General features: G+C 47.3%; 21 protein-coding genes and 1 tRNA gene. 20 read left to right on the top strand and 2 right to left on the bottom strand.

The window, feature by feature from the left end:
* The first annotated feature begins 43 nt into the window (after positions 1-43).
* The 4 genes from NSQ46_RS30295 (at position 44) to NSQ46_RS30280 (ending at position 3,716) form a co-directional block, all read left to right on the top strand.
* Positions 44-805, top strand: a complete 762-nt coding sequence (locus NSQ46_RS30295) for an AAA family ATPase (protein WP_007129223.1) — start codon at positions 44-46, stop codon at positions 803-805.
* On the top strand, positions 798-1,637 hold the full coding sequence (locus tag NSQ46_RS30290; RefSeq protein WP_028406523.1) for a ParB/RepB/Spo0J family partition protein: 840 nt from the start codon (positions 798-800) through the stop codon (positions 1,635-1,637). The genes NSQ46_RS30295 and NSQ46_RS30290 overlap by 8 nt, the downstream gene beginning before the upstream one ends.
* A gap of 391 nt (positions 1,638-2,028) precedes the next feature.
* Entirely contained in the window at positions 2,029-3,177 is a 1,149-nt protein-coding gene (locus NSQ46_RS30285) for an aminotransferase class V-fold PLP-dependent enzyme (protein ID WP_251535897.1), read from the top strand.
* A gap of 38 nt (positions 3,178-3,215) precedes the next feature.
* Positions 3,216-3,716 (top strand): DUF4446 family protein, encoded by a 501-nt coding sequence (locus tag NSQ46_RS30280; RefSeq protein ID WP_007129220.1) that lies wholly within the window; start codon positions 3,216-3,218, stop codon positions 3,714-3,716.
* Here NSQ46_RS30280 and yyaC read toward each other — a convergent pair.
* Positions 3,691-4,296 carry a spore protease YyaC gene (gene yyaC, locus NSQ46_RS30275; RefSeq protein ID WP_342575923.1) on the bottom strand — a complete coding sequence of 202 codons (606 nt, stop codon included), beginning with the start codon at positions 4,294-4,296 and terminating at the stop codon, positions 3,691-3,693. The genes NSQ46_RS30280 and yyaC overlap by 26 nt on opposite strands.
* Before the next feature lie 328 nt (positions 4,297-4,624).
* On the opposite strand from yyaC, the gene NSQ46_RS30270 reads away from it, so the two are divergent.
* The 4 genes from NSQ46_RS30270 (at position 4,625) to NSQ46_RS30255 (ending at position 6,281) form a co-directional block, all read left to right on the top strand.
* Positions 4,625-4,879, top strand: coding sequence for a DUF3343 domain-containing protein (locus tag NSQ46_RS30270; protein WP_040738345.1), 255 nt, complete (start codon positions 4,625-4,627; stop codon positions 4,877-4,879).
* 92 nt (positions 4,880-4,971) lie between these two features.
* Complete coding sequence (locus NSQ46_RS30265) at positions 4,972-5,793, top strand: mechanosensitive ion channel family protein (RefSeq protein WP_232239404.1); 822 nt, start codon at positions 4,972-4,974, stop codon at positions 5,791-5,793.
* A 63-nt stretch (positions 5,794-5,856) separates the two neighbouring features.
* Positions 5,857-6,075: a DUF951 domain-containing protein gene (locus NSQ46_RS30260; protein ID WP_007129216.1), complete on the top strand. Its 219-nt coding sequence runs from the start codon at positions 5,857-5,859 to the stop codon at positions 6,073-6,075.
* Between the two features lie 115 nt (positions 6,076-6,190).
* Positions 6,191-6,281: transfer RNA gene (locus tag NSQ46_RS30255), tRNA-Ser, on the top strand.
* Between the two features lie 828 nt (positions 6,282-7,109).
* On the opposite strand, the gene NSQ46_RS30250 is transcribed toward NSQ46_RS30255, so the two are convergent.
* On the bottom strand, positions 7,110-7,304 hold the full coding sequence (locus NSQ46_RS30250) for a YjzC family protein (protein ID WP_028406519.1): 195 nt from the start codon (positions 7,302-7,304) through the stop codon (positions 7,110-7,112).
* Between the two features lie 263 nt (positions 7,305-7,567).
* Between NSQ46_RS30250 and rpsF the strand changes: the two genes are divergently transcribed.
* From rpsF to NSQ46_RS30190, 12 genes are all read left to right on the top strand, one after another.
* Positions 7,568-7,852 (top strand): 30S ribosomal protein S6, encoded by a 285-nt coding sequence (gene rpsF / locus NSQ46_RS30245; RefSeq protein WP_007129214.1) that lies wholly within the window; start codon positions 7,568-7,570, stop codon positions 7,850-7,852.
* Between the two features lie 47 nt (positions 7,853-7,899).
* Positions 7,900-8,376, top strand: a complete 477-nt coding sequence (ssb, locus tag NSQ46_RS30240) for a single-stranded DNA-binding protein (protein WP_007129213.1) — start codon at positions 7,900-7,902, stop codon at positions 8,374-8,376.
* A 21-nt stretch (positions 8,377-8,397) separates the two neighbouring features.
* Positions 8,398-8,670, top strand: coding sequence for a 30S ribosomal protein S18 (gene rpsR / locus NSQ46_RS30235; RefSeq protein ID WP_006207333.1), 273 nt, complete (start codon positions 8,398-8,400; stop codon positions 8,668-8,670).
* Positions 8,671-9,646: 976 nt separating this feature from the next.
* Positions 9,647-10,321 (top strand): SOS response-associated peptidase, encoded by a 675-nt coding sequence (locus tag NSQ46_RS30230; RefSeq protein ID WP_342575902.1) that lies wholly within the window; start codon positions 9,647-9,649, stop codon positions 10,319-10,321.
* Between the two features lie 714 nt (positions 10,322-11,035).
* Positions 11,036-12,802 (top strand): ABC transporter substrate-binding protein, encoded by a 1,767-nt coding sequence (locus NSQ46_RS30225; RefSeq protein WP_007129211.1) that lies wholly within the window; start codon positions 11,036-11,038, stop codon positions 12,800-12,802.
* 66 nt (positions 12,803-12,868) lie between these two features.
* Positions 12,869-13,831, top strand: coding sequence for an ABC transporter permease (locus NSQ46_RS30220; RefSeq protein WP_007129210.1), 963 nt, complete (start codon positions 12,869-12,871; stop codon positions 13,829-13,831).
* Between the two features lie 12 nt (positions 13,832-13,843).
* The gene (opp4C, locus tag NSQ46_RS30215; RefSeq protein ID WP_007129209.1) at positions 13,844-14,767 is read left to right on the top strand and encodes an oligopeptide ABC transporter permease; all 924 of its coding nucleotides are present in this window, start codon (positions 13,844-13,846) and stop codon (positions 14,765-14,767) included.
* Positions 14,768-14,778: 11 nt separating this feature from the next.
* Complete coding sequence (locus NSQ46_RS30210) at positions 14,779-15,753, top strand: ABC transporter ATP-binding protein (RefSeq protein ID WP_007129208.1); 975 nt, start codon at positions 14,779-14,781, stop codon at positions 15,751-15,753.
* A complete protein-coding gene (locus tag NSQ46_RS30205) occupies positions 15,753-16,718 on the top strand; it encodes a dipeptide ABC transporter ATP-binding protein (RefSeq protein ID WP_007129207.1) in 966 nt (321 codons plus the stop codon). Before NSQ46_RS30210 ends, NSQ46_RS30205 begins: the two co-directional genes overlap by 1 nt.
* A gap of 439 nt (positions 16,719-17,157) precedes the next feature.
* Positions 17,158-18,156, top strand: coding sequence for a D-alanyl-D-alanine carboxypeptidase family protein (locus tag NSQ46_RS30200; protein WP_342575897.1), 999 nt, complete (start codon positions 17,158-17,160; stop codon positions 18,154-18,156).
* A 215-nt stretch (positions 18,157-18,371) separates the two neighbouring features.
* The gene (locus NSQ46_RS30195; protein ID WP_007129205.1) at positions 18,372-19,358 is read left to right on the top strand and encodes an LCP family protein; all 987 of its coding nucleotides are present in this window, start codon (positions 18,372-18,374) and stop codon (positions 19,356-19,358) included.
* Positions 19,359-19,600: 242 nt separating this feature from the next.
* Positions 19,601-20,044, top strand: coding sequence for a CBS domain-containing protein (locus NSQ46_RS30190; protein ID WP_007129204.1), 444 nt, complete (start codon positions 19,601-19,603; stop codon positions 20,042-20,044).
* Positions 20,045-20,057 lie beyond the last annotated feature (13 nt).

The raw sequence follows: 20,057 nt of genomic DNA, 5'->3' as shown, positions 1-20,057 counted from the left end.
TTGCGACTACTTAGAAGAGTCTTCCTACATTGAGGTGAAATGAGTGTCTAAAATTATTGCCATAGCAAATCAAAAGGGCGGTGTCGGCAAAACGACGACTTCCGTCAATCTGGGAGCTGGATTGGCTACGCTAGGCAAACGGGTGCTTTTGGTGGATATAGACCCCCAGGGCAACACGACAAGCGGGGTTGGTATTAATAAAGCCGATGTTGCAAATTGCATTTATGATATTATCATCAATGAAGTACACCCGAAGGACGCTATATGTGGGACGAACGTAGAGGGGCTCGACATCATACCGGCAACCATTCAATTGGCTGGCGCGGAGATTGAGCTGGTTCCCACGATCTCCCGTGAAGTGCGTCTTAAGAAATCGCTGCAGCTGATCAAACCCCAATACGATTATATTCTCATTGATTGCCCACCATCGCTCGGGATTTTGACGATTAATTCGTTGACGGCAGCCGATTCGGTCATTATTCCGATTCAGTGTGAGTATTACGCATTGGAAGGGCTTAGCCAGCTGCTGAATACGGTTCGTCTCGTTCAGAAACACCTGAATACATCGCTGAAGATCGAAGGTGTGCTGTTGACGATGCTGGATGCCCGGACCAATCTCGGCATTCAGGTTATTGAAGAAGTGAAGAAGTATTTTCAAGAGAAAGTGTACAGTACGATTATTCCAAGAAATGTTCGTTTGAGTGAAGCGCCATCCCACGGACAATCGATCATGACCTATGATCCTCGTTCAAAGGGAGCGGAAGTATACTTGGAGCTGGCAAAGGAAGTGATCTCGTATGAGTAAACGTTTAGGAAAAGGGCTGGATGCGCTTATTCCTTCTTTGTCTATTCATGAGGATGACAAGGTTGTGGAAATTCCGCTGACTCAGTTGCGAGCGAATCCGTACCAGCCGCGCAAGACGTTCAACGATGAAGCTATTCAGGAATTGGCAGAGTCCATCCGGCAGCATGGTGTTATTCAGCCGATTATTGTACGCAGTGTCCTAAAGGGATACGAAATCATCGCCGGAGAGCGTCGGTTCCGGGCATCTCAATATTGCGGCAAAGCGACCATTCCTGCCGTAGTCCGTTCATTCAGCGATCAGCAGGTAATGGAAATAGCATTGATCGAGAACCTGCAGCGGGAGAATCTGAACGCGATGGAAATTGCAGTGGCTTATCAAGGGTTGATGGAACAATTTTCCTTAACGCAAGAGGAGCTGTCGCTAAAGGTCGGTAAATCCCGTTCACATATCGCCAACTTTCTGCGGTTGCTGTCTCTTCCGGAGGAAGTGAAGGAAAATGTTTCACGTGGAACATTGTCTATGGGACACGCAAGAGCGATCGTCGGAATTAAAGATCCGGTGCTTGTGAAGCAGCTGGCTAAGCAATGCGTGGAACAGGAGTGGAGTGTCCGCGAATTGGAGGAGGCCGTTAAGAACCTGGATCGTAAACCGGCTGACAAGAGTAAGGTTAAAACGAAGAAGAAAGATCCGTATATTGACCATCTTGAGGAAAGCTTGAGAGAAAGGTTCAAGACGACGGTGAAAATCAAGCATAACAAAGACAAGGGGAAAATCGAGCTGAATTATTACAGCAAACAGGACTTGGAACGCTTGCTGGAGATGCTCCAATAATTCGGTAATAGTTATCAAAATTGCAAATAATTCAGGTGCAGGATCCTGTATAATAGGTGAGCGCCCGTAAGATCGAGAGGACGTGCAACAGAATCGTTGCGTTGTCGTGCTTAAAACCAAAGACATGTCGATGTTCCCGGAGCGGGAAATAGATATGTCTTTGTTTAACCCTATTAGAACGAATGCAATGATGTGAATTTTCTTGCTGTAAAGAAAAGGCGAGAATTTGTGAGAAGCAAGGTCTTAGGTGAATCGCTGGGCTCGTATGGGAAAGTGTGACGAGTATAGTTATGAACATTGTGGTTGAATGGTCAAGGCTAATGTGTTTGATTTGATGGAGAGCAAGGGTTTCAAAAGAAACGTAACTTCGGGTTGAGAAGGAGCGGCGAACGTGGACTCAATCGTTTATCTGGATCATGCAGCAACATCATGGCCGAAACCTCCCGAAGTGTTGGAAGCAATGAGAGTGTCGATGGAGGAGGCTGCAGCCAATCCCGGACGGGGGAGTCATGCCATGGCGGTGAAGGCTTCTCGTGTGTTGTATGGGACTAGAAGGGCATTGGCAGCTTTGTTCGGAGTTAAAAATCCTAATGATATCGTGCTCACATCCAATACGACAGAGGCGCTGAATTTAGCGATTAAAGGATACTTGCGAGAAGGAGATCACGTGATTGCAACGATGATCGAACATAATTCCGTGCGTCGCCCGCTGGAATATTTGAAGCGAACACGGGGAGTGCAGGTAGACTACGTGGCGGTTAATGAAAAAGGAGAGTTGAGGCTGCAGGAGGTGGAGTCGGCTTTTCGCTCAAATACGAGGCTTATCGTCTGCAGTCACAGCTCCAATCTGCTCGGATCTATTATTCCATTGGAAGAGTTAGGGGCGCTTGCTAAGAAGAAAGGTGCTGTCCTTCTCGTAGATGCAGCCCAAAGTGCAGGTGTGCTGGATATTCATGTAGAGGACATGAATATCGGGATGCTCGCTTTCCCCGGACATAAGGGGCTGCTCGGTCCGCAGGGGACAGGAGGACTGTATCTGTCGCCTGATATTGATCTGGAGCCGCTTCTGCATGGAGGGACGGGCAGCCAATCGGAGGCGCTGGAACAGCCGACCATTCGTCCGGATCGGTACGAAGCGGGGACTCCGAATACCGTCGGCTTCGCAGGCCTTCAGGCTGGAGTGCATAAAGTGCTGGAGCTGACGCCAAAACAGATATACCAGCATGAATGGGAACTTACACAGGTGCTGATGGAGGGGCTGCTTGCACTGCCATCGATTCGGATACTTGGACCGGGGCAGGGGGAAGCGCGGACGGGAATTGTGGCTTTCGTATCGGATACATACAGCGCTTCGGAAATAGCTTTTCGATTAGATCGGGAGTATCGGATAGCTGTTCGTTCCGGCTATCATTGTACGCCGCTTGCGCATATGGCAGCAGGCACGGAACGGATGGGTGCAGTTAGGGCGAGTGTCGGTATAACGACCCGTCCGGAGGAAATTAGCCTTATGCTTCAGGCTATGGCAGACATTCATGGCTGAGTATAGAGATCAAGATGGAGAAGAGGAAGGAAGAAAGCATGACTGAATTAAATGAATTGATCATGGAACAGCTGCATTGGTTTGTCGTCTTAATGATCATGATCATCTTGATCTTATGGATTACGGTCATCGTTCAAGGGGCAAAGCTTCGGGGAATGCGTCGCCGTTATGATGCTATGATGGCAGGGAGCGGAGTCGAGGATCTGGAAAGCTTGCTGGTTCAATTGAAGGTACAAATGGATGAAATTGAAGAGGGTCATGCCGATCACCAGAAAATGCTCGATTCGATTAACCGAAAGCTGAAAGGAATGAAATCACGGGTTGGCATTGTTCGCTATAATGCATTCGGAGAACGTGGAAACGAAATGAGCTTCTCCCTGGCTATTGTTAGCGATCAAGAGGAAGGGATTGTTCTGACCGGTCTTCATAACCGGGAGAGCTCGTATGTGTATGCCAAGCCGCTCAAAGATGGACAATCCAAATATCCATTGTCTCCGGAGGAGAAAGAGGCACTTACTCTTGCGCTGCAAGAAGGGTAGAACGATGCCATTCCTTGATCCCGGCAAATAGACAGGTTGAAATGATATCAGACAGCCGCATGACTAAGCTTAAACGCGTGTTCTGCAATACGAAGTACTCCATAAAGCCGCCGACATTGACGATGCCAGTTACATGGATATCGCCAACCGGCGGCAATTCTTTATGCACGCCGGCACCAGGTTTGAGCGGTCCATCCGATACCTGAATCGATCCGACGCTGGAGGATTGGCCAAGGCAGGCATCGATGCCGATGACGAAGGGGTTGTCGAATTTCTCATAGATTGCAGTCAGTGTTTCCTTCAAATTCATGGCGTGGACAGGCTCGTCCAATGTACCGTATAGATGGAACAACGGACTATTATAACGTGCCAGAGAGGTGCCGACTAGCGGTCCAAGGCAATCGCCGGTTGAACGGTCAGTGCCGATGCAGACAATGACAAGCGGCCTTTGTTGGACGCGGACATCCGACAGATGGAAGAGCAAGCGATGAATAATGGCAGAGTGAATATCAGGATCGGTATGGGATATTTTCAAGCTCGGGGTATCAGAACGAGACGTTATTTTAGATAGCCTGTTCATAGAATCTTCCTTTCGTCTGCATTTGGTAGTATCAGTATATGGATGAAAGACTGTTTTTATACTTTGCGATGCCATGAAATATTAAGAAGAGGTCCTTTTCAAAATCCCAAAACCAGGCTGAACGGGGAAAGGCTCGGCCGTTCAACGGCTCAATGCTTGGCTTCATGTTAAAGGTGAATATCATATATAAATCTCTTAGATAGTGGCAATACAATAATAGAGGGCAGAGGCTTACGTAATAGAGTGGAAAGCGAAGGAAGAGAGGTAAGGAAGTGAATGAGCGGCTGGGTGGTTGAATACAAGGACTGATAGATGGAGGGATAAAGCCGTGGAGGAAGCCATGCTGATTGCTTTTGATTCCACCCAGCAGGCGCTGCGTGCCGAGATGCTGCTGGAGTATGCGGATATCGAAATTGATTTGTTTCCGACTCCGAAGGAAATTACCGCAGGATGCGCATTGTCGATTCAATTTCCGCCTGATGCGTTAAATGAGGTTCAAGATATCATCAGGCGGGAGCAAGTGGAGATCAGAGGAATATTTGCTCTCAATGACAACCAGATTTATGTGAACATCGAAGATTAGGGAGGAAATAACGAATGAAGGCAATGGGCTATCTGACAGAGAATCCAGCTGATCCAGAAAATTTTGAGCAAATGGGAGAGGAGGCATTGCAGTTGAAAGATCAGATTTGGGCATGGTTAACGAATGAAGTGATGTGGATGCACATTCTTTCGTCCGCTATCCGGGTCATCATCATCTTCATCCTAACTCGGATCGTCATACGTATTGTTTATAAAATGATCGATCGGTTTCTGCTAAGACAGGAAAAAAGCCGGATCCAAGTCAATGCAAGGCGGTTTGTAACGGTAGGGGAGCTGCTGAAAAATGTAACCTCGTTTGTATGTAACTTTGTCATGATCCTGATTATTCTGGCGGAGTTCCAATTCAAGCTTGGTCCGCTATTGGCCGGTGCCGGTGTGTTGGGCCTTGCAATCGGTTTTGGTGCTCAGAGCTTGGTGAAGGACGTTATTACCGGGTTCTTCATTATTTTCGAGGATCAGTTTGCCGTAGGGGACGTCATTAAGAGCGGAGAATACCGGGGGACGGTAGAGGTTATTGGCTTGCGCACGACACGCGTAAGAGGCTTCAACGGAGAAATTTATATTATTCCAAACGGATTAATCACGAGCGTTACGAACTTTTCCCTCTCCAATTCCCTTGCCGTGGTCGATCTGCCGGTCAAGAACGAACAGCAGCTACAAGACACAATCACACTCATTCAGGCTGCGCTCAGCAATATTATGGACCGGTGTCCGGATGTTAAGGGAACGCCGGATGTTTTGGGAATCCAATCGCTGAGCACCTCCGAGTATGTGGTGCGCATTGCTGCCGAATGTAATCCGAACGCGCGGGAAACGGTCGAACGGCGGATTTTAACCGATATTAAGCAAGCCATTGAAGCGCGGGATAAAGGTCAGGAACGGGCCCAGGCTTGATCATGTCGGCATTCGATGATATATAATAGATAAGATGTGATTGATTACGGAGGAGCGGTAGCGATGGAGCGTAAGGTATTTCAACTAGGGGATATCGTACAGATGAAGAAGCCGCATCCTTGCGGGAATAATGAGATGGAAATAATCCGCATGGGGATGGATATCCGGATCAAGTGTACGAAGTGCCAGCATAGTGTGCTGATACCGAGAGCCAAATTCGAGAAAAATATGAAGAAGGTGCTGAGGTCAGCTCAGGAGCAGGAAGGGGCAGAGGAGGCGTAACCATTTCGCGCCTTCAGCCTCTTTAGGTTAAATGGCTATTGGATCGGTGTTTCAGGATCGAATAAGAACAGGTATTGACCAAGCCTTATTTTCATGATATAATCAATTCTGCTGTGGAAAGGTACCCAAGAGGCCCAAGGGGGCTGACTCGAAATCAGCTAGGCGTCGCAAGGCGTGCGTGGGTTCGAATCCCACCCTTTCCGCCACCAACTATATTCAAGCTCCGCTGTTATGAATATAGAGGAATTAGTGGTACATAAGGCAGGCGATCTAAGAATCACTGCATAACAGAACACCTTCACCATGAACAGGGATTGTCTCCCGATCGTGATGAGGGTGTTTTTTTGATAAAGGGCACGCAATGACATTTCCTGAATCACGCCCATTTGCCATTCCTATGATAGACCGAATTCCGAATGCCGTGATCCGAGTACAATGCCGAGTTTAATTCCAATCCAGTTGGAGATCCATAACTCCGGATTCAGGTTCCTTGCTTAGAGACCAGGCTGAACGAAGGGACGGTTATAACCATGTTTAGCATGACAGGATGGGCACAAACAGCATTAAAAAAGAAGGACCCATACGGGTCCTTCCTTCTGGGTAGGCGGTGCTTGTGATTTTGGAATCCTCATCTCATCAACACATGCTGCAAAACCATCGACAACAGCTAAAACTTGTCCATCAGGTCAAGCCAGTTCGCTTATGTCCTCCGCTTGCAATACGTGTGAATATCAGAAACCATTCTGCGTCGTTCAGCTGCAACGTCCAACGGAACCACACCTCTCTCATGCACCGCCTGATGATAATATGTGCAGGAAGACGGATTCCTATGCAAATCTGCATGGATGGGAAAATATACCAAAAAACAAAGTGGATCAACAACATTTGAGCGGATCCTATTCCATGCTTGGCTAGGCGCGCAATGCAGTTGGCTGTTGTACTAAGCTGCTGCACCATAATTTCGTCAACAAAGCTGGCAAAGCCCGCAAGCGGTGGAATTAGTCGTTTGCGGGCTTGGGGCAGGATGTACTTGTTTACTTAGGTTGAACCCGGCGCTTATTCAGCCATACTCGGTCATCATTTTGCGTTTCCGGGAATGTGTCGCCTTTTTCCATTTTGATCTGACGCGGATTCTCGATCCCCATTATGTGGTCTCTTACACCGACTTCCATATAGATGCCGTTGTTCGGAGCCTTATCTCCTCCGCGGAATTCAGTCTGTTCTCCCATCATGGAACCCTCCCTTAACGTATTGGATGGACTGCATTTGTTAGCATGTGCCGGAAGGCCGGAATGCATGGCAGGTAAAGTGAGATAAGCACGGAAAAATAGGGAAGAGACCTCAAGAAAACCGAAAAGGGAGCAGCCTGCGATAAGGGAAAAGAAACTTGCATCCGATCATCCGTTCTGGTATAGTATTATGGTGCGAGTTAGGCTCGCTCCTTGCTCTCAACTTAGATTGGGGGCCGAAGTCCATAAGGAGGTGGAAATATATGCGCAAATATGAAGTGATGTACATTATTCGTCCTGACATTGAACAAGAAGCTGTTCAAGCTGCAGTCGAAAAATTCCAAGGCATCATCTCCAACGGCGGAGAAATTACGAAGCACGAAGTAATGGGTAAGCGCCGCCTTGCGTATGAGATCAAGAAATTCCGTGATGGCGTCTACGTTCTGGTTAACTTCAACGCAACACCAGATGTTGTAGCAGAACTTGAGCGTCTCATGAAGATTTCTGACGAAGTTATTCGTTATCTCATCACGAACGACGTTGCTTAATACGAGAAGTCTTTGTAATTGATTTCGTTCTAAAGGAGGGGATTGGATTGTTGAACCGTGTCATTTTGATTGGCCGACTGACTCGGGACCCGGAGCTTAGATATACGCCTTCAGGAGTCGCTGTCACACAATTTACACTTGCTGTAGATCGTCCGTTTACCGGACAAGGCGGGGAGCGCGAGGCGGATTTCATTCCGGTCGTGACCTGGAGACAGCTTGCGGAGACTTGTGCCAACTATCTGCGTAAAGGCCGGTTGACGGCCGTAGAAGGGCGCATTCAAGTGCGGAATTACGAGAATAACGAAGGTAAGCGTGTATACGTCACCGAAGTCATTGCCGATAATGTTCGTTTCTTGGAGTCTAACCGTGAAGGCGGAGGCGGCGGAAACCGTGAGGAGTCATCGTTCGGCGGAGGAAGCGGCAGCGGAAACCGCGGGGGCAACAACTTCTCGCGCAACAATCAGGATCCTTTTTCCGATGAAGGAAAACCGATCGATATTTCGGATGATGATTTGCCATTTTAATACGGAAAGGACTGACAACGCATGGCTTTTAAACAAAGAGAAGGCGGAGACAACGACAAAAGACCGGCACGCCGCGGCGGCCGCAACAAGCGTCGTAAAGTATGTTTCTTCACTGTGAACAAGATCACTCACATTGATTATAAAGATACCGATCTGCTCAAGAAATTCATCAGCGAGCGCGGAAAAATTCTGCCTCGTCGTGTAACAGGTACCAGCGCGAAGTATCAGCGTGCTCTGACGATTGCGATCAAACGCTCCCGTCAAATCGCATTGCTTCCATACACAACCGAGTAATTCGGTTACAGAAGCGGTTCAGCCTTGATAGGCTGGGCCGCTTTTTTTGTTCGGGTACCCATTCGGCTGTTGTCTCGGAACCTCCCCCAAAATAATGCCTCTGTGTTGATTAAGTTGGGCTCCTTGTCCTCAGGGATAAGCCGAGGCTTAATGGGCCAGCATTCTTGGAACGAAGGGATGACCGTACAGAGACTTGTATTATCTGTATTATTATTTGTATTTGTATTTGTTATGTTCGACTCCGATCGATCACGGCCTGCATCTATTCAAGTGACGTTGCGGATACTCGTTCGTCTTGTAACACGATCATGCTTCTGAGTAGTTAGACATTTTTCCGGAATATTCGTCGCAATCATGAAATAATTTTATTCTGCATTAGGAATACCGAACAAGTTCAGCATGTCTTTTCGGAGGAATCTTGTCTTCTCTGAGAAGACATAATTTTCATGAATTGCTTTTGTGACGCGAGGGTATACTAAAGCTTTCCAGTTTTAAAGTATGAAATAGTGTCTATTGATAGAGGACAGTGTCTATTGAGTGAAATACATCCTCCCCAAATGGTGGTTTCGTATGGCTGAAGATTTGTAGTGAGATGCAGAGATTATTTTGTGTCTTTAAAAAAATTCCTTCTATTATATATGTACTAATATAGAGCATGGAAAAACCAAATGGCCAATTACAATGGCACCTCATTTAGAGAAACTTATATCGAAGGCACAAGAAGCACAAACCTGCAAAGGCTGTTTTAAGAATAAGGGTGTCTATTGTGAGTATACATGAAAAGTACCTTTGGTTATTCTTCTATTCAAAAGAAAGTAAAATGAGAATTACCATAAAATTTACAAATGGTGACTTCAAATTACCTGTCCACTCCTAGAATACAATCGGACATCAAATGGAAGAAACGGAGCGACCGTCGAATGATGCATATTCAACCTCATTTATCCAGATGCTAAAGGGAAAAGGAGGTATGGCTATGTGCAGAAGGTATTCCATTTCCGCCGGTCTTGAAGAAGTGAACAGCTATTTTGGAATCAGCCGCGTGATGTATTACTATAAGAGCCGCTACAATATTAGCCCGATGCAGTCTGTGCCTGTAGTAGTCCAGGAGGGAGGAGAAAGGGCACTTGACGAGTATCGTTGGGGACTGGTCCCTTACTGGGGAAAGGACGCGGTGAATGCGGATCTGATCACGGTGGATCAGAATCCTACTTACCGCAGAGCCGTTGATACACGTCGGTGTATCATTCCCTGCAATGGTTTGTATTACTGGAGAACCGTAGGGAAGCGAAGCTACGCGGTTCGGACTGTGGTTGGAAACAACGAGATTTTTGGCATGGCCGGATTGTATGAAACATGGCGGGATGCAAGAGGTGTTGAAATGAGAACCTGCACGGTGATTATGACGGAAGCGAACGAGGCGATCCGGGAGTTCGACGCGCGTATGCCGGCGATTTTGTCGGAGGAAAGCATGGAGAAGTGGTTGGATCCAGAGCTAAAGGGAGTGCGTGCACTGCAACCACTGCTTGGAACATACCGGGGTTCGATGCGGATATATCCGGTCACGCCGTTGATCGCCGATGATTCTCATGACCACCAGCAGTGCATCGAGGAGATGGATTTGAAGCAGGCATGGGTGAAAAGCGTTTAGTTCGTAAGTATGAAGTCTTTCATGTACTTGATCAGACGCTATGAACTGCAGCAATCGAAACAATCCGGGAACCGATCCCGGGTTGTTTTTTGTTGAGGCGGGCGATCTGGAACAACTTCGGATGGCCTATGTTCCTAGCCCTGCTTGGTTAGTGGAGAACAATATTTAACATCGGAAATAGGTCCAACTATATTATCACGGATTATTGCATCATGATGGAATGTTTTCTGACTTATTTTTGACAGAAAAGAAGATGGTTACAGGGTGTTGAATCGGATATTGGGTAATTTTATATACCTGTGTAATATAAGTTGACACAAATGTCGAAAGCGTATATATAACATTATCTATAAAATGTAAAATGGACTTGAAATTACATACATTTTCAGTAAACGAAGGGTAAAGTAAGCGATTAAAAGTATTTATTAACCCCGAAAATGACCTTAAAAACATGTTTTTTGAGAAATTTGAAAAAAAGTAATTGACGTTACCTAATTTTACACGTATCATAACATTAATTTTATAGGCAAGAAGATTTTGCTAGAGACTTTGGCACTAATTGACCATTGGTATATTTTCTGTAAATCTTTCAGCGGATTTCACATCATGCTTTGACATCCACGAGTCCGATCCGAGGCCGAAATTATTTAAGGATGATTTCAATATTCGTCCTGATAATTTATAGCATCATTATATTTTAAGAGGAGGATTAGCATGAAGAAGAGAATGTCGTTACTGCTTGCCATCATGCTCATGGCCATTTTGGTTCTTGCAGCGTGCGGCGGCGGTCAGACAGCAGAACAACCAAACCAAGGGGACACGCAAACTGAGCAGACTCCACCTGCCGAAGGCGAAGGCAAAGAAACAGAACCGCCAGCTGAAGGACAGGACGAGAGCCAAGGTTATTTCGAGGCTGAGGATCCTTCCGCGAACCCGGCAAATGCTCTGGCTCGCAAAGATACGCTGATCGTTGGTATGACAGCCCCTAAAGGGGTGTTCAACCCATTCTACTGGCAGACTGCGTATGACCGTTACGTTGTAGACGCCATTTTTGACAGCTTCTTCTCTCTGAACGGGGATGGCACTTACAATAATCGCCTGGCTGAGAGCGTTGAAGTATCCGAAGACAAATTGAAATACACGTTCAAATTGAAGCAGGGTGTGACATACTCTAATGGCGAACCGGTTACTGTAAAAGACTATGCTTTCGCCATGAAAGTTTTACATGACAAGAGTTACGACGGTCAATCCGATATTCTCTCCGTTAACGTTAAAGGTGGAAAAGAGTATTACGATGGTAAAACTGACGAGATTTCCGGTATTAAAGTCATTGATGACCATACCGTTGAAATCGAAGTTACAGAAGCAAATGCAATGACTAAGGATAATCTGGGTACTGTGTTTTTTGTTCCGGAATCCTACTACGGCAAAGATTACAAGCACGGCAACCTGGAGTACATGAAAGACCTGCATTCCAAACCAATCGGCAGTGGTCAATATGTACTGAAAAGCTACTCTCCTGGACAAGAGGTAGTTTTAGAAGCTAATCCTAACTATTTCTTGGGCGCACCAAAAATCAAGAATGTCATTTACAAAACTACAACTGATGAAACCAAATTGGCTATGTTCCAATCCGGTGAAATCGATATGGATATGGTATCCGTTAGCGAGGATAACGTAGAAGCTGTGAAGCTAATGGGCTTCTTGGATTATAATATGTTCCCATACAATGGTTACGGCTATGTAGCGCTGAACCATAAAGATCCTAAGTTTCAAGATCAAAAAGTTCGTCAGGCTTTGCTCTACGGTTTGAATCGTGCTGAAATTGTTGAAATCATCTATGGTCCATATGCGAATGTAATCAATATTCCACAATCGAGCGAATCATGGGCTTACACGAATGAAGGCATTGAGCCGTACGAGTTTGACATGGAGAAAGCAAAGCAGCTTCTTGATGAAGCAGGCTGGGTTCCAGGTGCTGACGGTATCCGCGAGAAAGACGGCAAGAAATTCGAGATTCATTTCTCTGCAACGGCTGACAACCCGGTAATTGATGCACTGATTCCGATTATGACAAAGAACTACCAAGATCTGGGCATAAAATTAACAGCTGAAACTTTGGACTTTAACGCAATCATGGATAAGAAGGATAAAGGCGAGTTCGAAATGTTCTTTGCTGCTTGGGGCTTGACTCCGGATCCAGACTCCACGGTTTATATCACAGATGGACAGCAAAATGACCTCGGATATTCTAATCCTGAATATGATGCAGCTATGAAGAAAGGTCTGAACGCCTTTGACCTGGAAGAGCGTAAAGCGGCTTATGCGGAAGCATATCGGATTCTGAACCAAGACGTTCCAGATCTTCCGATCTACCAAAGACGTGATATGTGGGCAATTAACTCTAGATTGAAAGGCATTGACATCACGCCTTACAAAAACTTTGCAATTGATCTGTACAAAGCAGAAATTGAACAATAGCATCAAGAAACATATGCTCAGCTCGCAAGAGCTGGGCATATGCACTTATAAGCCGGGAGGAATATTATGAAGCAGTACATTATCCGGAGGCTGCTGCAGATTATCCCGACATTGATCGGGATCTCGATTATCATATTTGCAATATCATCTTTGGTACCAGGTGATTATATCACTGCAGTGAACAACCCGACGATGACTGCTGAAAAAGCAGCTCAGCTTCGGGAAATTTATGGTTTGGATAAGCCGCCTGTAGAACGTTATCTTACATGGGTCGGCAATATGATAAAGGGTAATCTCGGAGATTCCCTTGTGCACAAGCAACCAGTTACAACCGTAATGAATAACTACGTATGGAATTCCTTTTTTGTAGCAATTTTTAGTTTAATTTTCAGTTGGATTATAGCTACTTTTGCTGGCGTGTTCTCAGCAAAGTTTCAGTACTCATTGTTTGATAAAATCGTCACATTACTAATTTTCTTGTGCATGTCACTGCCGTCTTTCTTTATCGGACTCCTGCTTATCAAGTTTTTTGCCTTGGATTTAGGATGGTTTCCTGTAGGCGGAATGAAGACTTCGGGACTGAACGGAAGCACATGGGATCAACTGATCGATATTGCATGGCATATGTTCTTGCCGGTTATGGTACTTACGATGCTTAGCACAGGTAGTTTGACGCGGTATTTCCGTACAAGTATGCTGGAGGTTATTCGTCAGGATTATATCCGTACAGCCCGTGCAAAGGGATTGAAGGAACGTACGGTTATTTTCAAGCATGCGCTGCGTAATGCGATGCTACCTGCCATTACTCTCATTGGTTTCGAGCTCCCATCCTTGTTTGGTGGAGCCATCATCCTGGAGAAGATTTTCATCTGGCCAGGGGTCGGTCAAGTTTATCTGGAATCGATCAATATGCGGGATTATCCGTTCATGCTTGGTTTTACAGTATTCATATCCGTTTTGACACTTGTGGGCAACCTATTGTCTGACGTTCTATATGGAGCTGCAGATCCAAGAATTCGCTTAAAGTAGGAGGAGATTCACTTGTCCGCAGAGACTGCACCATTAAAAACGAATCTACCAGTTCCGAAGAAGCGGCCGGATTCCCCATGGCAAATTGCTATTCGCCGTTTTGCCAGAAACCGTCTTGCTGTCATCGGACTTTTTATAGTTGTATTTATGTTTTTGCTCTGTTTTATTGGCCCATTTTTTTCACCTTATGACCTGTACGATTACAATAAGCTTGATAAGAACTTACCTCCAAGCTCGAAATATTGGCTGGGCACCGATAAACTGGGGCGCGATATTCTGCTACGCATGATGCTTGCTGGACGAATATCTCTTTTGGTTGGGCTTGTTGCGACAGGCATTTCGGTAATTATCGGAGCAACCTTGGGAGCTATAGCGGGTTTTTATCGTAAATGGGTAGACACGCTGACCATGCGTATAGCTGATATCTTTATGGCAATACCTACACTGCCGATCCTGATTATCTTGGGTACGATCTTGTCGGACCTGAAGGTGGAGCCTTCGGATCGTATTTATTTCTTGATGCTGATTATCGGTGTATTGGGATGGAGTAGTGTATCCCGTCTCGTTCGCGGTCAAATCTTAGGACTTCGCGAGCAGGAGTTTATGCAAGCTACCGAAGCTTTGGGACTGAAAGATCGCCGGAAAATCTTCCGCCATCTGCTTCCTAATACGATTCCAATCATTATTGTATCCGCAACACTGGGTGTAGCAGGAGCGATTCTTTACGAATCTGCACTGAGCTACCTCGGAATTGGTGTTGTTCCACCAACGCCGTCGTGGGGGAATATGCTCTCCGCCGCCAACAATATGATCGATTTCCGAAAGCGGCCGTGGCTGTGGATACCGCCAGGTATGTGTATTCTGGTTACCGTAGTTGCAATCAACCTGATCGGTGATGGACTTCGCGACGCACTTGACCCGAAAATGAAGAAGTAGGAGATGCGAATATGGCAAAAGAATTAGTTGAATTCCGCAATTTAAAAACGCATTTTCAAACCTCCGCAGGTACCGTGAAAGCCGTCGACGATGTCAGCTTCAAAATCCGGGAAGGCGAAACCCTGTGCGTCGTCGGCGAGTCGGGCTGCGGCAAGAGCGTGACGGCAATGTCACTGATGCGTTTGATCGATGTTCCCCCGGTCGGCGGGGAGATTTTATATGAAGGCAAGGACCTGCTCAAGATGAGCAAACGGGAAATGAGTCTGATCCGCGGTAATGATATCGCAATGATCTTTCAGGAGCCAATGACTTCCTTGAACCCTGTACTGACGATTGGCGAGCAGATCGTTGAGCCGATTTTGCTTCATCAGCTTGTGGACCGTAAAGAAGCGAAGAAGCGTGCGATCGAGCTGATTAACCTGGTCGGCATTCCGCGTGCAGAGAAAATCTTTGAGTCTTATCCGCATGAGCTTAGCGGCGGCATGCGTCAACGGATTATGATCGCAATTGCGCTGAGCTGTAATCCGAAGCTGCTCATCGCAGACGAGCCAACGACGGCGCTCGATGTGACGATTCAAGCCCAGATTCTGGACTTGATGCGTGACATTAAGGATAAATTCAAGACGTCCATCATGCTCATCACGCATGATCTCGGCGTTGTAGCCGAAATGGCCGACTATGTCGTTGTAATGTATGCCGGCAAAGTGATTGAAGAGGCTCCGGTTATCGAGCTCTTCAAGCAACCGAAGCATCCGTACACGAAGGGCCTGCTGAAGGCGAAGCCGGTCATCAATCAGACCCAGGAGCGTCTTTATTCGATTCCGGGTCAAGTACCGAACCCGGTTGATCTAGGCGACAACTGCCATTTCCATGATCGCTGCGAATTCTGCATGCAGATCTGCAAAGAGAAACAGCCTCCGCTCGGTACCGATCCGAACGGCCATAAGGTCGCTTGCTGGTTGTATGAAGAGGAGGGGAAAGCATAATGAGTCAGGCACTACTTGAAGTTGATAACCTAAAAAAATACTTTCCCATTACCGGCGGCATACTCCAGCGCCGAATCGGTGATGTTAGAGCCGTCGACGGCGTCAGCTTCACCATTAATAAGGGTGAATCCTTCGGACTTGTAGGCGAGTCCGGCTGCGGCAAGAGCACGATCGGACGTACGATTCTCCGCTTGCTCGAGAAGACGGACGGCAAAGTGTTGTTCAACGGAGAGGACATCCATGCATTGCCCAAGGAAAAAATGCGCGCGATGCGGCCGAAGATGCAGATCGTATTCCAGGATCCGTTCAGCTCGCTGAACCCGAGAATCAAGGTAGGGGAAGCCATTGGCGAAGCGCTCATCGACCATGGTCTTGTAAACCGCAGACAGCTCAAGGATAAGGTCATTGAGACACTGGAAATATGCGGGCTTGCCGCGTATCACTATGAGCGTTATCCGCATGAATTCTCCGGTGGACAACGGCAGCGGATCGGGATTGCCCGCGCGCTCATTCTGAATCCGGACTTTATCGTTGCAGACGAGCCGGTCTCCGCGCTGGATGTGTCCATCCAGGCGCAGATTATTAACCTGCTCAGCGACCTGCAGCGCGAGAAGCAGCTCACGTATCTGTTCATTTCCCATGATCTTAGCGTTGTCGAGCATTTGTGCAACCGGATCGGGGTTATGTATCTCGGATCGATGGTTGAGATGGCCAGCAAGGAAGAGCTGTTCCGCAACCCGCTGCATCCATACACGAAGGCACTGCTCTCCGCCGTTCCGATTCCGGATCCGACGCTGAAGCGTGAACGCATCGTGCTGACGGGTGACATTCCGAGCCCGGCAAATCCGCCGTCCGGCTGCAAGTTCCACACCCGCTGTCCGCTTGCTTCCGATCTGTGCAAGCAGCAGGTGCCGGAATACCGTAATGTCGGCAATGATCACTTTGTGGCTTGCCACTACGCATAAGGTGCAAACGAAAATCGGCTTAACAGGTTCTCATTATATAAGACTTGCGCTTTAACCCGATTCTGACAAAATCCTCTTGTTTTATTACGGTATCAGAATCCAAAAAGGACTTCTTCAGTCTAAAGACTGACAGGAAGTCCTTTTTTAGTAGGATCCATGCATGCAACTACTGATTTAGTTGCCTCCGTTATATGCTGCCTGCAAGGTAAACGTTCCATGCTGTTATAACAAACCAAGCTCATATTTCCTAGGATTTGCTACCTAGGTTAAGCTCTTTCGCCGAGTTAGGGAGAATTGGGAGAGGGTTAGAAGAATAGAGACTGGGATAGAGAGAAGTACGGAAGTTCACGGAATATACATAAATTCCCTTAAATTTTTTTCAAAAAAACGCAGACCAAAACACCGTTTGAACCGTCTATTATTATGGAGGGCGAAATCGATGAATAAACGGTGGCTTTGGTTCGGGTTCATGTTGCTGATAATTGTGCCCCTCGTGGCCGTATTTATATTAAATATAGAACGGGTAGCATTTAAACCGAGAGTTGACGCCAGAGCGGTCGTCTTGATGGACATCACGACAGGCCATATTTTGCTGAGCAAAAACGGGGATATGCCGCTGCCCCCTGCAAGCATGTCCAAGCTGATGACCGAGCTGGTCATTCTGGATGAAATCAAATCCGGAAGAAGAGCGTGGGACGATGAAGTCGTGATCAGCGACAATGCGGGTAATGTCCAGGGCATCAATATCGATTTGAAGCCTGGTGAGACCCTGACGGTGCGCGAGCTTTTTCAGAGCATGGCCGTTTATTCCGCTGATGACGCGGCCGTTGCGCTTGCGGAGCATGTGGCCGGCTCGGAGAAGGCCTTCGTTGATCGAATGAACACCAAGGCGAAAGAGATCGGATTGTCGAGCGAAACGAGATTTGCCAATGCTTCCGGTGCGGAGAGCGGTTCGAATCTCTCACAAGCGCTGTCACCAGACGATGAGACCATGATGACCGCCGTGGACACCGCGAAGCTTGCCGCCCATCTGATTGAGCATCATCCGGACATTTTGACCACCTCGAGCAAGGCGCAGATGAAGCTCAGTGGACGAGGATTATATTTAAGCAATACGAACTGGATGCTGCCTTCAATCGGCGGACCCTACTCGTATGAGGGAACCGACGGACTAAAGGCCGGATATACGCCTAAGGCGGGCTATTGCTTCACCGGAACGGCCGAAAAGCAGGGCAGCCGGCTTATTGCAGTCGTCATGGGAACTGATTCGAAGGAAGCCCGGTTCGAGGCGACGCGCAAGCTGTTTGACTATGGATTCAAAAAAACATTAACATGGAAAGAGCGGCTGGATGATTGGTTTCTCAATGCGGGAACAACGGCTGCTCTTTTGTATACACCGGGCAATTCTAAGGATTCACATCAATTGGCAAGTTTGTAAAAGTGAGTGAGAGGGTTCACATCCGACAGGGATGTGGTTTACAATAGATGGTGTGCCAATTCTGAACACGCATGATGTTGCCATGCGTCAACGGGATTCAATCCCGTTTATATAAGGAAGGGAGGGTGAGCCTAGCTGCTTTGGGAGCATACTGCCCCTGATTGGAACTGACTCATTCATCAATTTATTTTATAATAAAGAAGGAATCTAATCTCATGAAGAGGAAATCAATATATATCACACTGGCAGTTCTCATCCTCCTCGGATCGTCAGCCTACTTATTCCGTACCCAGCTTATCGTAGCTGCTTTCGATCTGTTTATGGCGAAGGACGTTGAGGACTCGCTGCAAAAGTCATATAAGCCGCTGCAAGGCGACAAAAAACCGGAGCCTGTCGTGCTCCAAAGCAAGCCTTTCTCGGTCATGCTGCTGGGCAGTGACCAGCGAGAGGACGAACCCGCGCGTTCGGACACGATGATCTACGCCGTGGTCCGTCCGAAGGAATCCAAGGTACTCCTTGTATCGATTCCGCGGGATACCTATGTCGATATTATCGGCAAGGGCAAGAAAGACAAGATCACCCATGCTTTTGCATTCGGCGGCCACCAGATGGCCAAAGATACGATGGAGGCATTTCTTGATGAAGATATCGACTACTATGCGTCGATTAACTTCCAAGGGTTGAAGGATGTCGTGGACGCCATGGGCGGCGTGGAGCTGCCGATCGGCAAAGATATCGTCAATAAGGGCAAGGACCACGAGAAGTTTACGGTCAAGGCGAACAAGCCGATTTACAGCGGTGAGGAAGCGCTGAACTACGTCCGTTACCGGGAGGACAGCGACTTCAACCGGGCTAAACGCCAGCAGGTATTTCTGGATATGGCCGCCAAGCGGCTGAAGCAGCCTGATCAGATTGGCAAGGTACCTGAACTGATCGCGATCATGGGTGACAACTTCCAGACGGATATGCAGCCCAAGTTCATTATTGATTTGGCGAAGCAAATGCTGACCGGGCCTAAAGTCGATATGACCAGCTTTACGATCATGGGAGAAGGCATGCGAATTGGAGGGGTCTATTACAACGATCCTGACATGGAGGATGTTGAAGAAGCTAGAGACATGATTGACAACTGGATGAACCCGGATACTCCATCCGACCAGCTGCTGAAGCCGAAGGATGCTGAGAAGCAAAAATTGCAGTAAACTATAGACCGGCATCGTCCGGAACGTTCCTAACACGCGTTTCTCACCATAATCAGCAGTCCGGATTGTCTGGCTGCTGATTTTGTGTCCTGATGCTTATGAATCGGGACACGGGTGGGCTGCGTATGTATGATAGTGGGTAGGAGAGAGGAGTAACCTGCTTGTCCAACCAACATGGGCAAGGTTACTTAAATGGCCTTAATTCTGAGGGATGGGAAAGGTCATAAGGAGGATAAGGCATTATGAATATCGCGTTTTTTCTATTACCGAAACAGGAAGTGGTCTGCCTCACCCTGGATTCCACGCTAAGGCAAACGCTGGAGCGCATGGAATACCACCGTTATACGGCGGTACCGGTGCTGGATAAGAACGGCCAGTACGCAGGCACGGTGACGGAAGGCGATCTGCTCTGGCACATGAAGAATTCCGATGGCAAAATCACATTTGAGAACGCTTCAAAATTTCTGCTGAAGGACGTACCGTTCCGAATGGACATTAAGCCGGTATCCATCGATGCCAGGATGGAAGACTTAATCAATTTGGCAAAGGTGCAGAACTTTGTGCCGGTTGTGGATGACATGAACCGTTTTATCGGAATCGTGCGCAGGAGTCTTATTATCGAATACTGTGAGCGGTTTGTTTCAAAGGAGACGTTGGAGTCCCAAGGGGCTCGAACCTCGGTATAATTTAGGATAAGTG

Origin of the sequence: Paenibacillus sp. FSL M8-0142, from assembly GCF_038597315.1 — a bacterium.
Classification (GTDB): Bacteria; Bacillota; Bacilli; order Paenibacillales; family Paenibacillaceae; genus Paenibacillus_AQ; species Paenibacillus_AQ lactis.
The sequence above is the reverse complement of the archived record's forward strand: the minus strand, read 5'-3'. Positions and strand labels throughout refer to the sequence as shown.

Excerpts from the sequence above, each read along its gene's own strand:
- NSQ46_RS30290 (WP_028406523.1), top strand. The coding sequence starts at position 798 with ATGAGTAAACGTTTAGGAAAAGGGCTGGATGCGCTTATTCCTTCTTTG.
- NSQ46_RS30280 (WP_007129220.1), top strand. The coding sequence starts at position 3,216 with ATGACTGAATTAAATGAATTGATCATGGAACAGCTGCATTGGTTTGTC.
- yyaC (WP_342575923.1), bottom strand. The coding sequence starts at position 4,296 with ATGAACAGGCTATCTAAAATAACGTCTCGTTCTGATACCCCGAGCTTG.
- NSQ46_RS30260 (WP_007129216.1), top strand. The coding sequence starts at position 5,857 with ATGGAGCGTAAGGTATTTCAACTAGGGGATATCGTACAGATGAAGAAG.
- NSQ46_RS30250 (WP_028406519.1), bottom strand. The coding sequence starts at position 7,304 with ATGGGAGAACAGACTGAATTCCGCGGAGGAGATAAGGCTCCGAACAAC.
- rpsF (WP_007129214.1), top strand. The coding sequence starts at position 7,568 with ATGCGCAAATATGAAGTGATGTACATTATTCGTCCTGACATTGAACAA.
- rpsR (WP_006207333.1), top strand. The coding sequence starts at position 8,398 with ATGGCTTTTAAACAAAGAGAAGGCGGAGACAACGACAAAAGACCGGCA.
- NSQ46_RS30230 (WP_342575902.1), top strand. The coding sequence starts at position 9,647 with ATGTGCAGAAGGTATTCCATTTCCGCCGGTCTTGAAGAAGTGAACAGC.
- NSQ46_RS30225 (WP_007129211.1), top strand. The coding sequence starts at position 11,036 with ATGAAGAAGAGAATGTCGTTACTGCTTGCCATCATGCTCATGGCCATT.
- NSQ46_RS30220 (WP_007129210.1), top strand. The coding sequence starts at position 12,869 with ATGAAGCAGTACATTATCCGGAGGCTGCTGCAGATTATCCCGACATTG.
- NSQ46_RS30210 (WP_007129208.1), top strand. The coding sequence starts at position 14,779 with ATGGCAAAAGAATTAGTTGAATTCCGCAATTTAAAAACGCATTTTCAA.
- NSQ46_RS30205 (WP_007129207.1), top strand. The coding sequence starts at position 15,753 with ATGAGTCAGGCACTACTTGAAGTTGATAACCTAAAAAAATACTTTCCC.
- NSQ46_RS30200 (WP_342575897.1), top strand. The coding sequence starts at position 17,158 with ATGAATAAACGGTGGCTTTGGTTCGGGTTCATGTTGCTGATAATTGTG.
- NSQ46_RS30195 (WP_007129205.1), top strand. The coding sequence starts at position 18,372 with ATGAAGAGGAAATCAATATATATCACACTGGCAGTTCTCATCCTCCTC.
- NSQ46_RS30190 (WP_007129204.1), top strand. The coding sequence starts at position 19,601 with ATGAATATCGCGTTTTTTCTATTACCGAAACAGGAAGTGGTCTGCCTC.